At 69.8% G+C, this 14,601-nt stretch carries 12 protein-coding genes; all 12 read right to left on the bottom strand.

What is annotated here, in order from left to right:
• Nucleotides 1-116: 116 nt before the first annotated feature.
• Nucleotides 117-569, bottom strand: coding sequence for a hypothetical protein (locus QF030_RS28415; protein WP_307165437.1), 453 nt, complete (start codon nucleotides 567-569; stop codon nucleotides 117-119).
• 303 nt (nucleotides 570-872) lie between these two features.
• A complete protein-coding gene (locus QF030_RS28410) occupies nucleotides 873-2,213 on the bottom strand; it encodes an MraY family glycosyltransferase (protein WP_307165436.1) in 1,341 nt (446 codons plus the stop codon).
• A 173-nt stretch (nucleotides 2,214-2,386) separates the two neighbouring features.
• Complete coding sequence (gene glyA, locus QF030_RS28405; protein WP_307165435.1) at nucleotides 2,387-3,649, bottom strand: serine hydroxymethyltransferase; 1,263 nt, start codon at nucleotides 3,647-3,649, stop codon at nucleotides 2,387-2,389.
• 128 nt (nucleotides 3,650-3,777) lie between these two features.
• Nucleotides 3,778-4,455 carry an arsenate reductase/protein-tyrosine-phosphatase family protein gene (locus QF030_RS28400; protein ID WP_307165434.1) on the bottom strand — a complete coding sequence of 226 codons (678 nt, stop codon included), beginning with the start codon at nucleotides 4,453-4,455 and terminating at the stop codon, nucleotides 3,778-3,780.
• Nucleotides 4,452-5,099, bottom strand: a complete 648-nt coding sequence (locus tag QF030_RS28395) for an L-threonylcarbamoyladenylate synthase (protein WP_054239907.1) — start codon at nucleotides 5,097-5,099, stop codon at nucleotides 4,452-4,454. Before QF030_RS28395 ends, QF030_RS28400 begins: the two co-directional genes overlap by 4 nt.
• Before the next feature lie 53 nt (nucleotides 5,100-5,152).
• The gene (gene prmC / locus QF030_RS28390) at nucleotides 5,153-5,998 is read right to left on the bottom strand and encodes a peptide chain release factor N(5)-glutamine methyltransferase (RefSeq protein WP_307165433.1); all 846 of its coding nucleotides are present in this window, start codon (nucleotides 5,996-5,998) and stop codon (nucleotides 5,153-5,155) included.
• 45 nt (nucleotides 5,999-6,043) lie between these two features.
• Complete coding sequence (gene prfA / locus QF030_RS28385) at nucleotides 6,044-7,120, bottom strand: peptide chain release factor 1 (RefSeq protein WP_307165432.1); 1,077 nt, start codon at nucleotides 7,118-7,120, stop codon at nucleotides 6,044-6,046.
• Between the two features lie 109 nt (nucleotides 7,121-7,229).
• On the bottom strand, nucleotides 7,230-7,454 hold the full coding sequence (gene rpmE / locus QF030_RS28380; protein ID WP_062642060.1) for a 50S ribosomal protein L31: 225 nt from the start codon (nucleotides 7,452-7,454) through the stop codon (nucleotides 7,230-7,232).
• A gap of 149 nt (nucleotides 7,455-7,603) precedes the next feature.
• Nucleotides 7,604-8,743 (bottom strand): LCP family protein, encoded by a 1,140-nt coding sequence (locus QF030_RS28375; RefSeq protein ID WP_307165431.1) that lies wholly within the window; start codon nucleotides 8,741-8,743, stop codon nucleotides 7,604-7,606.
• Nucleotides 8,744-8,912: 169 nt separating this feature from the next.
• Nucleotides 8,913-10,718 carry a trypsin-like serine protease gene (locus QF030_RS28370; RefSeq protein ID WP_307165430.1) on the bottom strand — a complete coding sequence of 602 codons (1,806 nt, stop codon included), beginning with the start codon at nucleotides 10,716-10,718 and terminating at the stop codon, nucleotides 8,913-8,915.
• Nucleotides 10,719-10,926: 208 nt separating this feature from the next.
• Complete coding sequence (gene rho, locus QF030_RS28365) at nucleotides 10,927-12,981, bottom strand: transcription termination factor Rho (protein WP_307165429.1); 2,055 nt, start codon at nucleotides 12,979-12,981, stop codon at nucleotides 10,927-10,929.
• Nucleotides 12,982-13,385: 404 nt separating this feature from the next.
• Nucleotides 13,386-14,330, bottom strand: coding sequence for a homoserine kinase (thrB, locus tag QF030_RS28360; RefSeq protein WP_307165428.1), 945 nt, complete (start codon nucleotides 14,328-14,330; stop codon nucleotides 13,386-13,388).
• Nucleotides 14,331-14,601 lie beyond the last annotated feature (271 nt).

Below are 14,601 nucleotides of genomic sequence, written 5' to 3'. Positions count from 1 at the left end.
GGGCATCTCGCCTCGCGATTGAGCAGGCGTCAGCTCGAATGCCCGCGCCCGCGATGCCGCAGTTGGCACCGGACGATAGCAGGATCTCCCAGACGTCTTTATCCCGGCCCTACCCCTCACGACGAGTGCCTCGAATTTTCGGGCTTTTCGCCCTTCGAGGAGGTCGTGGAGGCCGAATCGGGTTCGACGTAAAGGATCTTGGCCTTCATATGCGCACGCGCCTGTGCGGCGATCCACGCGATGGTGGCGGCGACGAGCGTGATGGCGAAGGCCCGGGGGTTGAACAGCGTCGTGTTCTTGAACGCGGCCATGAAGATGAACAGCAGCAGGATCTGAGCCGCGTAGAGCATCAGACCCATGGCCTGGAACAACTGCGGAAGCGATTTGGCGGTGCGCTGCAGGACGTACAGCCCCAGCCCCATGAACGCGATCACGATCACCGTGCCGACGGCCGCTCCGATGACACCCTTGCCACCGGCGACCACGCCGCTGACGGCGGCGGCGACAGCACCGACGGCGACAGTGGGCACGGCGGCCTGGGCCAGGATCCGGACGTCATTGGACGGCATGGCGGCAACTCCGCTTTCAAAGGGGGGCAGGGTGTCGTCATGGACGAGCGTAGTCCCGGTTCGAGGGGCGAAAAACTCACGCCGGCCTCGCTCCGAAGAGCCCTCGCGTTGGGGCTCTTTGGTTGTGTTCGGGGTTCTCGTGAACCGTATCACAAACTATTTGATGAGGTCTTTACCTGGCGGGTGTGCTCACTGTCACACATGAGAGTGACAGTGCACGTCTGCGCGGGAACCGGGAGGTCTTGTCTGGTATTGGGATGCTTTGCCCTGCACCGGTTCTCCCACGACTTGGCAATGCTCTCGTCAGATTCTTACCTTGGAGCTGCCCCGGCCACCGATCGCGGTGGCCCCGTTCGCCCCCGCCACCCCTACCGTCACAGGGCCCTGCGCGTCGTCGTCGGCGGGCTGCCCGTCGGCGGCCGGCCCGTCGTGGACGGCCGCTGCCCCGGACTCCCGCTCCTCCGCCTGCAAGGCCCTCCGGCGCCGGTAGCGCGGCGGCACGAAGCCCTCGGCCCAGCGCGGGGTGCGCGGCCTGAAGCGCGGCAGCAGGAGCAGCGCCAGACCGATCGCGCTGAGGATCACCACCCCGAGGACGATCCACATGGAAGCCGCGTTGACCGAGTAGGTGAGCGCCCCGAAGGCGATCAGCGCCGACCAGAAGTACATGATCAGCACCGCGCGGCTGTGCGAGTGGCCGATCTCCAGCAGCCGGTGGTGCAGATGCCCCCGGTCCGCGGCGAACGGCGACTGACCGCGCCAGGTGCGGCGCACGATCGCCAGGATCAGGTCGGCGGCCGGGATCGCGATGATCGTCAGCGGCATCAGCAGCGGGATGTAGACCGGCACCATCTGGTGCACGGCGTTGCGCTCGGAGCCGGAGAACAGCCGCATGATGTCCGGATCGACCTGCCCCGTGACGGAGATCGCGCCGGCCGCCAGCACCAGACCGATCAGCATCGAGCCGGAGTCGCCCATGAAGATCCGCGCGGGATGCATGTTGTGCGGCAGGAAGCCCAGGCACATGCCCATCAGGATCGCCGCGAAGAGCGTCGCCGGGGCGGCGGCCTCGATGCCGTAGGAGTACCAGATGCGGTAGGCGTACATGAAGAACGCCGCCGAGGCGATGCACACCATGCCCGCCGCCAGGCCGTCGAGACCGTCCACGAAGTTGACCGCGTTGATCGTGATCACCACCAGCGCGACCGTGAGCAGGGTGCCCTGCCACTGGGTCAGCGCGACCGTGCCGACCAGCGGCACCGGCAGCCACAGGATCGTCAGACCCTGCATGACCATGACGCCGGCGGCGATCATCTGGCCGCCCAGCTTGATCAGGGCGTCGATCTCGAACTTGTCGTCCAGGACGCCGATCAGCCAGATCAGCGCGGCCCCCGAGAGCAGGGCGCGCGGCTCGTTCGACTTCTCGAAGACCTCGTTGAGGTTGGTGAGATGGTCGGCGACCAGCAGGCCGGCGCACAGGCCGAAGAACATGGCGATCCCGCCGAGCCGCGGAGTGGGTTCCCGGTGCACGTCACGGGCCCTGATCTCCGGCATCGCTCCGGCCACGATCGCGAACTTACGTACCGGCCCTGTCAGCAGATACGTCACCGCGGCCGTGATGCAGAGCGTCAGCAGGTATTCACGCACGGGCTTCCCCACAGGTCTCGCTGGCCATCTCAGTCCCACACCCTAGCGATCGACCACCGCACGGCGCATATGTGTGAGGACTACCGGGTAGTGACGATGGTTTCACGTCAGGCTGCGCGCGGGGACGCACGGGGGTGCGCACGAGGCGGTGTGCGCGGCGCGACCACCCCGGATCAGCCCGCGTACGGCGGGAACCCCAGGGCCAGCTCGCGCACCTCCTCACGGGCCTTCCTGGCCTCGACCTCGTCCCGCAGCACCCCCGCGAGCAGCGCCGCGACCCGTGCCATCTCCTCCTCCCCCATGCCCTGCGTGGTCAGGGCAGCGGTGCCCAGGCGCAGGCCACGGGCGTGGGCGGCGGTGACATCGGCGCCCGGGGCATGCGGGAGGGCGCAGCAGTCCAGCACCATCCCGGCGGCCGCGAGCAGCCCGCGCGCGGTGCGCCCGTCGACACCCAGCGGTGCCGGGTCGGCGGTGATGAGGTGGGTGTCGGTCCCGCCGGTCGTGACGGTGAGCCCCTCCCGCTGCAAGGCCGCTGCGAGAACCCTCGCATTGGCGACCACCTGATGGGCGTACCCGGCGAACGCCGGGGTTGCCGCCTCGCCGAAGGCGACCGCCTTCGCGGCGATGGTGTGCATCTGCGCGCCGCCCTGCGTGAACGGGAAGACCGCCCGGTCCACCCGCTCGGCGAGCTCGCCGCCGCACAGCAGCATTCCGCCGCGCGGCCCGCGCAGCACCTTGTGCGTGGTGGCGCAGACGATGTCGGCGTACGGCACCGGACTGGGCGCCGCTCCCCCGGCGACGAGCCCGATGGGATGAGCGGCGTCGGCGATCAGAAAGGCGCCCGTCTCGTCGGCGACCTCGCGGAAGAAGGCGTAGTCGATGTGGCGCGGATAGGCGGTGGATCCGCACACGATCGCCTTGGGCCGGTGGCCCCGGGCCAGCGTGCGGACCTGCTCGTGATCGATGAGCCCGCTCTCCGCGTCCACCCCGTAGGGGATGAAGTCGAACCAGCGGCCGGAGAAGTTGGCCGGCGAACCGTGCGTGAGGTGGCCGCCGTCGGGCAGCCCCAGCGCCAGGACCGTGTCGCCGGGCCGGAGCACCGCGGCGTAGGCGGCCAGCATCGCGGAGGAGCCCGAGTGGGCCTGCACGTTGGCGTGTTCGGCGCCGAACAGCGTCCTGGCGCGGTCCACGGCGATCCGCTCGGCGATGTCGACGATCTCGCAGCCGCCGTGGTGCCGGGCCCCCGGGTAGCCCTCCGCGTACTTGTTGGCGAGCGGTGAGCCGAGCGCGGCCAGCACGGCGGGCGAGGTGAAGTTCTCGGCGGCGATCAGCTGGAGCGTCGACGCCTGCCGCTCCCGCTCCCCGAGCAGGATCTCGGCCAGCTCGGGGTCCTGCCGGCGCAGGACATCGGCCTCGGGGGCATGGGTGACCGACATGGTGCGCTCCGGGCGTCGACGGTGACGTACGTCCAATGTAGGCCCGGGGTGGGGGGTGCGCGCGGTCGCCGCGTCCGCGCGGGAACCCGGCGACAACGGTCACGACCGGGACCCGGTCCGCGCCGCCCTCAGGTGCGTGCGGGCACGCCGGTGAGCGCCGTGACCACCGGATCCAGCGCCTGGTGTATCTCGTCGCCGATCGAGCGGAAGAACGGCAGGGGCGCCCCGTACGGGTCGTAGACCTCGTCCGCCTCGAGTGTCGGGGCCAGGAGCCACCCGCGCAGCGCCGCCGCCGCGCGGACCAGGGCACGGGCGCGCATCACCACGCCCTCGTCCAGCGGCGGGAGGGTGGCCGGGTCGATGGCGTTCACCAGGCGGGTGAACTCCTTCAGGGTGAAGGTGCGCAGGCCCGCCGAGTGGCCCATGGAGATGACCTGGGCGCGGTGGTCGCGGGTCGCCGTCAGGACCAGGTCGGCCATGATGACGTGCTCGTCGAGCAGCTCACGGCCGGTGAATCCGGTGGCGTCCGCGCCGAAGTCGGCCAGCACGGTCTCCGCGTTGCTCTCCATCGGCGCGCCCTCGTGGCCCCAGGTGCCCGCGCTCTCCACGATCAGCCCGCCGCCCAGCACCCCGAGCCGCTGCGACACGAAATGCCGCGTCAGCCGCTCGGTGATCGGCGAGCGGCAGACGTTGCCGGTGCTGACGTGGAGGATGCGGAAGCTGTCGCGCGGAAACCCGAACGTCGTGGTCTGTTCCGCGGCACGTTCCCCGTTGCCTATGCCACGCCCCGCGTCAGGGGCTGTCAATTCGCCACCTCGAGGTCGGGTACGACCTTCCGCAGCTCGTCCGCGGAGATCGCGCCCGCGCGCAGCAGCAGCGGCACCTCTCGGCTGACGTCGACGATCGAGGAGGGGACGTTGCCTGGGGTCGGGCCGCCGTCGAGGTAGACGGAGACGGAGTCGCCGAGCATCTCCTGGGCGTAGTCGCAGTTCTCCGGCGCCGGGTGCCCGGTCAGGTTCGCCGAGGACACCGCCATCGGGCCGACCTCCGTGAGCAGCTCGATGGCGACGGGGTGCAGCGGCATACGGACGGCGACCGTGCCGCGGGTGTCGCCCAGGTCCCACTGCAGGGACGGCTGGTGCTTGGCGACGAGCGTGAGCGCGCCCGGCCAGAACGCGTCGACCAGCTCCCAGGCCATCTCGGAGAAGTCCGTGACGAGGCCGTGCAGCGTGTTCGGGGAGCCGATGAGGACGGGGGTGGGCATGTTGCGGCCCCGGCCCTTGGCCGCCAGCAGGTCGGCGACGGCCTCCGAGGAGAACGCGTCGGCGCCGATGCCGTACACCGTGTCGGTCGGGAGGACCACGAGCTCGCCACGGCGGACGGCGGACGCGGCCTCGCGCAGACCGGTCACGCGGTCGGTCGCGTCGTTGGTGTCGTATCGCCGTGCCATCTAGCGGGCCTCCTCGTACACGTACTGCTGCGGATCGAAAGGGTGGGGGGCGCTCACGGCGTCGCCCGGCGGGCGGTCGCGAAGCGCGGGCGCTTGTTGAGGTCGGGGTGGTCGGCCGCGTCGGCCCAGCCCCGCTCCTCGGTGAAGATCCACGGCACCTGGCCGCCCTGGGTGTCGGCGTGCTCGATGACGACGACACCGCCGGGACGCAGCAGCCGGTGCGCGGTGCGCTCGATGCCGCGGATCAGGTCGAGGCCGTCCTCCCCCGAGAACAGGGCGAGTTCGGGGTCGTAGTCGCGCGCCTCGGGCGCCACGTACTCCCACTCGGTGAGCGGGATGTACGGGGGGTTGGAGATGACCAGGTCGACCTGGCCGTCGAGGTCACGGAAGGCCTCCAGGGCGTCTCCCTGACGCAGGTCGACCCTGGACCCCTCCATGTTCTTGCGCGTCCAGCGCAGGGCGTCCTCGGACAGCTCCACGGCGTGCACACGCGAGCGCGGCACCTCCTGGGCGAGGGCGAGCGCGATGGCGCCGCTGCCGGTGCACAGGTCGACGATGCGGGGCTCGACGACGTCCATGGCGCGGACCGCGTCTATGGCCCAGCCGACCACCGACTCGGTCTCCGGGCGCGGTACGAAGACGCCGGGGCCGACCTGGAGCTCGAGGTACCGGAAGAAGGTCCGTCCGGTGATGTGCTGGAGCGGCTCGCGCTGCTCCCGCCGGGCGATGGTCTCCCAGTAACGGGCGTCGAAGTCGGAGTCCTTCACGGAGTGGAGCTCACCGCGCTTCACGCCGTGCACGAACGCGGCGAGCTCCTCCGCGTCGTTGCGCGGCGAGGGCACGCCGGCGTCGGCCAGCCGCTGGGTGGCCTGGGCCACCTCTGCGAGCAGCAGGTTCACGCAAGTCCTCCGTGTCGTACTCGTCGTGCGTACGTCCTACAACGCTTACGCGGCTGCGAGCTTGGCAGCCGAGTCCGCGTCGACGCAGGCCTGGATCACCGCGTCGAGGTCGCCGTCCAGGACCTGGTCCAGGTTGTACGACTTGAAGCCGACGCGGTGGTCCGAGATGCGGTTCTCCGGGAAGTTGTACGTGCGGATCTTCTCGGAGCGGTCCACCGTGCGGACCTGGCTGCGGCGGGCGTCGGCGGCCTCCCGCTCCGCTTCCTCCTGCGCCGCTGCGAGCAGCCTGGAGCGCAGGATACGCATCGCCTGCTCCTTGTTCTGCAACTGGCTCTTCTCGTTCTGGCAGGAGGCGACGACTCCGGTGGGAATGTGCGTGATGCGCACCGCGGAGTCGGTGGTGTTGACGGACTGCCCGCCGGGCCCGGAGGAGCGGTAGACGTCGATGCGGAGGTCGTTCGCGTTGATCTCGACCTCGACCTCCTCGGCCTCGGGCGTCACGAGGACGCCGGCCGCGGAGGTGTGGATCCGCCCCTGGGACTCGGTGGCGGGCACGCGCTGCACCCGGTGCACGCCGCCTTCGTACTTCATCCGCGCCCAGACGCCCTGGCCGGGCTCGGTGGCTCCCTGTCCGCCCTTGGTCTTCACCGCGACCTGGACGTCCTTGTAGCCGCCCAGCTCGGATTCGGTCGCGTCGATGATCTCGGTCTTCCAGCCGACGCGCTCGGCGTAGCGGAGGTACATGCGCAGCAGGTCGCCGGCGAACAGGGCCGACTCGTCGCCGCCCGCGCCCGCCTTGATCTCGAGGATGACGTCCTTGTCGTCGGACGGGTCCCGGGGCACCAGCAGCAGCCGCAGCTTCTCCGTCAGCTCCTCGCGCTGCTTCTCCAGCTCCTTCACCTCGGCGGCGAAGTCCGGGTCGGCGGAGGCGAACTCGCGCGCGGTCTCCAGGTCGTCACCGGTCTGCTTCCAGGAGCGGTACGTGCCGACGATGGGCGTCAGCTCGGCGTAGCGCTTGTTCAGCTTGCGCGCGTTGGCCTGGTCTGCGTGGACCGACGGGTCGGCGAGCTTCTTCTCCAGGTCGGCGTGCTCTCCGAGCAGCTCCTCGACGGCCTCGAACATGATGCGCTCCTGAATGACGTGCGTGGGGGAAGGGCGGGCGACCAAAAACGCCGGTCCCGGCGTGCCCCCTGGGCGGGGACACTGCCGTGGACCGGCGAAGAGGTGCTCGCTACTTCTTGGAGCCGGCGGGCGCCTTGCCGAAGCGGGCCTCGAAGCGGGCCACACGGCCACCGGTGTCGAGGATCTTCTGCTTGCCCGTGTAGAACGGGTGGCACTCGGAGCAGACGTCGGCGCGGATGGAACCGCTCTCGATCGTGCTACGGGTGGTGAACGAGGCGCCACAGGTGCAGCTGACCTGGGTCTCGACGTACTCGGGGTGGATGTCGCGCTTCAAGGTGTCTCCTAGTTTCGGGAGGGCGCCGGGTCGCTGCCGCGGGATACGGCAAACGTGAACCGGAGCCGACGTACCAGTCTGCCAGGACTGGCCGCATCCCCCAAAACCGGGGGGCGGGGGGATCTATTCCCCGGAGTGTTCGAAGCCCCTCACGAGGACGCCACGACGCCCGCCGCCTCGCCCGTGGCGGTGCCTTCGGTGGCGGCCTTCGGGATGGGCCGGTCGTTCTTCAGGGCCGTCCACACCTGTTCGGCCTTGGCTTTGGCGACGATGACCCGGTTGAGGTTGGCCGGGTCGTACCGGACCGGCATCGTGACCATGTTCATGTTGGCCGCGCTGATGCCCTTGAGTCCGTTCGCGAAGGACATCAGGGAGTTCAGCGAACCGAGGCCGGAGTCGGCCGTGACGGCCTTGGTCGCGGTGTCGGCGAGGTCGTACAGCTTGGTGCCGCTGGTAAACAGGCCGACGTGCTTGACCTGGTTGACCAGGGCCTTGATAAAGGCCTGCTGGAGCTGGATGCGGCCGAGGTCGGAGCCGTCGCCGACGCCGTGCCGGGTGCGGACCAGACCGAGGGCCTGCTCGCCGGTGAGCGTGTGCGTGCCGGCCTCGAGGTCCAGATGGCTGTCGGGGTCGTCGATGGCCTTGGTCGTGGTGACCTCGACGCCGCCGAGTTCGTCGATGAGCTTCTCGAAGCCGGAGAAGTCGACTTCCAGGTAGTGGTCCATACGGACGCCGCTGATCGACTCGACCGTCTTCACGGCGCAGGCCGCGCCACCGGTCGAGTACGCCGAGTTGAACATCACGTCGGACGCGGCGTCGTGCGTGGTACCGCTCGTGTCGGTGCAGGCGGGGCGGTCTATCAGCGTGTCGCGCGGTATGGAGACCACACTGGCCTTCTTGTGGCCCTCGTACACGTGGACGATCATCGCGGTGTCGGAGCGGGCGCTGCCGTCGTCCGTGCCGCCGCCGAGCTTCTTGTTGGCGCCGGAGCGGGTGTCCGAGCCGAGCACGAGGATGTTCTCGGAGCCGTTGTCGACCTTGGTGGGCCGGTCGGCGCCCAGCGCCTGGTCGATGTCGACGCTCTCGATGTTGCCGTTGAGCTTGAAGTAGAGGTAGCCGACGCCGGTACCGCCCAGCACGAGGACGCCCGCGGCGCTCCACGCGGCGATCAGCACGCCCCTGCGTCGCCCACGCTGCCTGCGGTGGCGCGGGCCGTCGCTGCCGGGCGCCCCGCTCGTTGTGCCGGCCTCACCCGGGGTACCGGGCTCCGGCGTGCTCTCGGGGGACATGTGCTCCTCTGTTCTCGTGCAACCTCACCATCGTCACTCCGCCAGGTCAGACGGGGAAACTCGGGACAGGGTTGCACAACGCGTCGTGCCCGGTCCGTGACGGACCGGGCACGCGGCGTGACCCGGGTCAGCGGGGTCTACCCCCGCTCACCTGCGCGTTCGGCCGGACTCAGCCGAACAGGTCGTACTGCTTGTAAGACGTCCCGAGTGAGACCCTTGTGGCAAAGATCGCAGTGGTGGCCTTTCCGGTGCCCTTGTACAGGTACAGGGTGCCTGCCGGGGTGCGGGCCAGCAGGTCGGCCAGACCGTCGCCGTTGACGTCACCGACGGCGGCGATGACGTTGTACGTCGTGTTGGTCCAGGTGGCGACCTTGATACGGGCCGCGAAGGCGCTCGTGGCGGTGCCATTGCCCTTGTAGAGGTAGACCGCGCCGGTGGCCTTGTCGCGGGCGATGAGGTCCGTCCTGCCGTCGAAGCTGAAGTCGCCGTGGCCGCGCACGACGTTGTACGCGTTCCAGCCCGTGCCGTTCTTGACGGGCGCGGCGAAGGCGCCGTTGCCCTTGCCCGGGTAGACCCACATCGCGCCGGCGGAGTCGACGGCGACCAGGTCCGGCAGGTAGTCACCCGTGACGTCGCCGGGGGCGAGGATCTGGGTGCGGGTCTTCCAGTTGTCGCCGATGAGCTTGTTGACCCAGGTCCCGCTGGAGGGCACCCAGTGCTTCCAGAAGACGTCGCCGTCGGAGGTGCGGCGCAGGATCAGGTCCTGGTAGCCGTCGCGGTCCAGGTCGGTCTGCACGACGAGGTTGTAGGCGCTCATGGAGCCCCAGGTGTCGCCACCGGCCAGCGAGGTGCCCTTGGAGTACAGGTCGCGCGCGACCTTCGTGGACGCGTTGCGCACCCACAGGTCGGCGAGGTGGTCGTAGTTGAGGTTGGTGTCGTCCATGCGCGGATAGGCGCTGGCGGCGTACGTGGAGATCTTGCTGAAGACGCTGTACGCGCCGCTCTCGACGCAGTCCTTCACACCCCAGGAGACGACGCCCACGATGCGGTTCTCGCCGGCCGCGTTCCTGACGATCAGCGGGCCGCCGGAGTCACCGTTGCAGGCGGTGGTGGTGCCCGTGTCACTGCCGGTGGCGGGCGTGCCCGCGCACACCATGTGACCCTTGAGGTACTCGGCTCCGTAGTAGCCCGAGCAGGTGGTGTTCGACTGGATCGGCAGCTCGGCCGTCTTCAGGGTGTCGGAGATGTCCTGCGTGGCGGAGCTGGTGCGGCCCCAGCCGTACAGCGTGGCCTTGGTGCCGGTCGCGTACGAGGCGCTGTCGGTGTTCGTGGTCATCTTGATCGGCGTGGCCGTGACCGGCGTCTCCAGCGTCAGTACGGCGATGTCGTTGTCCAGCGTGGTGTCGCTGTACGACCAGTGGTTCCACTGGCGCGAGACGAGCGAGACGGTGCCGCCGTGCACGTTGCCGTCGGAGGACATCAGCTGGGTGCTGCTCGTGACGGCCCAGCCGTTGGCATACCAGTTGTAGCCCTTGACGCAGTGCGCGGCGGTCAGGATCTTCGTCGGCGAGATCACGGAGCCGCCGCAGAAGAAGCCGATGTCGTCGCTGGTGGTGTCGGTGCCCCGGTCGTCGGAGTACCAGAGCTGAGCCATCCACGGCGCGGTGGTGATCGTCGTCGTGGTACCGCCGATGATCTTCGGATTGATCGTCCTCGGGCTCGCGCTCGCGCTCAGGGACTCCTTGGCGCTCGACCCCGGTGTGTCGTCGCCGGCGACGGCGAGGGGGGCCCGCTCCTTGAGCTCCTGGGCCGACATCGTCCTGGCGGGCGATGGCGTCGGCGGCGTCTCCGCGGCCTGCGCCGACGACAGGAACAGCGCACCGGCGACGGCGGCGGCCAGCCCGGCCGCGGCGACGGGCAGCGCGATCCGTATCCGGCGTCTGTGCCGACCGCCCCCTGACGTGGATGTACCCACTCGAGTCCCCCCTAGGGATCAAGAAATGCGAAGCAGCTCGAAGCAGCTCGAAAGAGTTCGAAGAGGTTCGACGCAGTTCGATCTGAAGAAAGCGTGAAGGGCGAGATCGTATCCCGCTGCACGGCACGGCTGAGGGCCGCCCCCTGTGTGTGCGGGGGCGGCCCTCAGCCGGTGCTCGGCGAACCGCGTCGGACCAAGGAGTCCGTCGTCAGTCGTTGTTGCCCGTCGACGGCGTCGTCTTCTGGATCTGCATCAGGAACTCGCCGTTCGACTTCGTCTGCTTCATCTTGTCGAGGAGCAGCTCGATCGCCTGCTGCTGGTCGAGCGCGTGCAGCACCCGGCGCAGCTTCCAGGTGACGGCGAGCTCGTCGTTGCCGAGCAGGATCTCTTCCTTACGGGTACCGGACGCGTCGACGTCCACCGCGGGGAAGATGCGCTTGTCGGCGAGCTTCCGGTCGAGCTTGAGCTCCATGTTGCCGGTGCCCTTGAACTCCTCGAAGATCACCTCGTCCATGCGGGACCCGGTGTCCACCAGAGCGGTGGCGAGGATGGTCAGCGAGCCGCCGTCCTCGATGTTGCGGGCCGCACCGAAGAAGCGCTTCGGCGGGTACAGGGCGGTCGAGTCGACACCACCGGACAGGATACGACCGGAGGCCGGGGCGGCGAGGTTGTACGCACGGCCCAGACGCGTGATCGAGTCGAGCAGCACGACGACGTCGTGACCCAGCTCCACCAGACGCTTGGCGCGCTCGATGGCGAGCTCGGCGACCGTGGTGTGGTCCTCGGCCGGACGGTCGAAGGTCGAGGAGATGACCTCGCCCTTGACCGACCGCTGCATGTCGGTGACCTCTTCCGGACGCTCGTCGACCAGGACGACCATCAGGTGGCACTCGGGGTTGTTGTGCGTGATCGCGTTGGCGACCGCCTGCATGATCATGGTCTTGCCGGTCTTCGGCGGGGCCACGATCAGACCGCGCTGGCCCTTGCCAATCGGCGACACGAGGTCGATGATGCGGGTCGTCAGCACGCCCGGGTCCGTCTCCAGACGGAGGCGGTCCTGCGGGTAGAGCGGGGTCAGCTTGTTGAACTCCGGTCGCCCGCGCCCGGAATCGGGCGCCATGCCGTTGGTGGAGTCCAGCCGGACGAGCGCGTTGAACTTCTCGCGGCGCTCGCCGTCCTTGGGCTGACGGACCGCACCGGTGACGTGGTCGCCCTTGCGCAGGCCGTTCTTGCGGACCTGGGCGAGCGAGACGTACACGTCGTTGGGACCCGGCAGGTAACCCGACGTACGGATGAAGGCGTAGTTGTCGAGGATGTCCAGGATGCCCGCGACGGGGATCAGCACGTCGTCGTCGGCGACCTGCGGCTCGGCGGCGCCGATCTCGTCACGCCCGCGACGGCCACGGCGGTCGCGGTAACGACCGCGACGGCCACGCCGTCCGTCGCCGAACTCGTCGTCGTCCTGCGGGCCGTTGTCGCGCTGCTGGCGGTCCTGACGGCCACCGCCCTGCTGCTGGCCCTGCTGCTGGCCGCCGCCTCGCTGCTGCTGGCCGCCACCCTGCTGGTCGTCACCCTTGCGACGGTCACCGCGGTCTCCGCGGTCGCCGCGCTCACCGCGGTCGCCACGCTCACCGCGGTCGCGGCCGCGCTCACGGCGGTCGCGGCGGCGGCCCTCGCCACCGTCGGCGTCGCCCTGCGGCTGCGCGTCGGTCTGCGCCGGGGCGGACGCCTCGGCCTTCGGGGCGGCCTTCGCCTCGGCGACGACCGTCTCCGGGCTGCCCGCGTCGGCGGTGGCACGACGGCGACGGCGCTCGGTGGGGGCGTCGTTGCCGCCGGCCGGCTGGCCGGGGATCTCGATCTGCTGCTGGGCCACGGCCTTCTCGGCGGGGGCCTCGGCCTTGGCGGTGTCCGCCTTCTTCTCGGCGGGCTCGTCGCCGGTGCGCGCCTTGGAGGTGGCGCGGCGCTTGGGCTTGGTCTCGGCGACGTCCCCCGCGGGGGTCGTCGCGGCCTTGGGAGCGGATGCTCCGCCTCCCGCCTGCGCCTCCTTGATGACCTCGATCAGCTGGCTCTTGCGCATACGCGCCGTGCCCCTGATACCGAGACCGGATGCGACCTGCTGAAGCTCGGCCAGCACCATGCCCTCGAGGCCGGTACCGCGGCGCCGCCGGGAGCCGGCACCGGTGGCAGGCGCGGAGGCGTCCGTGGCGGGCGCGGCAGCGGTCTCCTCGACACGTGCGCCCATCAGATCGGTGGTGTCGCTCACGAAGGGTCCTTCCCTGGAGCGGACGTCGGCCTGTCTGGCTCGGCGACCGGTTGTGCTGTCCGACTTCGGTCCTTGCTGTGGCGAAGCCGGGGCGGTGGTCCGCCAAACGGCGGAAGAGAATTTGCTGGTGATGGCGCTACCGCGACGAGCCATGACACTCAGTGTCACGCGGCCTGGTCGCACCAATTCCGGAGCGTGCCCTGTGGACCACTCAACGTCGCTGTACTGCGTACTGCCCAGGTACGACGTACGGAACGCAGTGCGGCTTGGGGAGCTCCCGGAAGAATGTCTGTCCCGAAGCGGGACACGAAGCACCTCGCCATGGTGGGGTCGGGTGCAGACTTGAGGTTAACACTACCGGATCCAACAAACATTCCCCCTCTCGAAATCCGGCAACCGTGCGCCTAAATGTCGCCGGAGTGGCTGTCACCAGCAGGCGCGAGCGGCAGGACGCAGGCGCCTTTCAGGTCCAGGGCCAGGCGGTTCGCGGCCCAGTCCGCGCCGGCCGAGGCCTCGATCTTGTCGGCCGTTCCCGCGTCGGCCAGCGCCATCACGGTCGGTCCTGCGCCGGAGACGACGGCCGGAATGCCGTCGGCGCGCAGCCGTTCCACCAGTGCCGCGCTCTCGGGCATGGCCGGCGCGCGGTACTCCTGGTGCAGCCGGTCCTCGGTGGCGGGCAGCAGCAGTTCGGGGCGCCGGGTGAGGGCCTCCACGAGCAGTGCGGCCCGGCCCGCGTTGGCGGCGGCGTCGACGTGCGGGACGGAGCGCGGGAGCAGGCCGCGCGCGGTCTCGGTGAGAACCGGCTTTCCGGGTACGAAAACCACCGGAACGATGGAATCGGCGGGCTCCATCCTGATCGCCCGCGCGGCGCCCGCCTCCATCCAGGACAGGGTGAACCCGCCCAGCAGACAGGCCGCCACGTTGTCCGGGTGGCCCTCGATCTCGGTCGCGAGCTCGAGCAGGGCCGCGTCGTCGAGCTTGCTCTCGCCGCCTATGGTCACCGCGCGCGCGGCGACGATCCCGGCGCAGATCGCGGCGGAGGAGGAGCCCAGGCCGCGGCCGTGCGGGATGCGGTTGGCGCAGACGATCTCCAGGCCGCGCGGCTGGCCGCCCAGGACGTCGAACGCGGTGCGCAGGGAACGGACGAGGAGATGCTTCTCGTCACGCGGGAGCGTCTCGCTGCCCTCCCCCGCGATGTCGATGTGCAGCCCGGAGTCGGCCACCCGGACGACGACGTCGTCGTAGAGTCCCAGCGCGAGGCCGAAGGCGTCGAAACCCGGGCCGAGGTTGGCGCTGGTGGCGGGAACGCGCACCCGGACGGGGGCGGCGCGGAAGGCGGGACCGGCCATCTCGCGATGACTCTCCTTGAGCTGCGGGACTGTCGAATGACATTCGATATGTACGGGAGACCTGCACGGGAACCCTGGAGCCCGCGGAGACGACGCGCCGACGACACGGCTACGACGCGGCATATGCGGCAGGCGGATTCAGTACAGCCTATCGAAGGAAGGTTCCGTGGCGACATAGGGCGCACAGGCGGCGCACGATGCGTGTCGCAAGCCCCTTGTGCACCCCTGCGCGGGAAAGCCCCCTGCGCGTCGCCCGCACGTGACGCGCGGA

The sequence above is a fragment of the Streptomyces rishiriensis genome (assembly GCF_030815485.1).
Classification (GTDB): Bacteria; Actinomycetota; Actinomycetes; order Streptomycetales; family Streptomycetaceae; genus Streptomyces; species Streptomyces rishiriensis_A.
The sequence above is the reverse complement of the archived record's forward strand: the minus strand, read 5'-3'. Positions and strand labels throughout refer to the sequence as shown.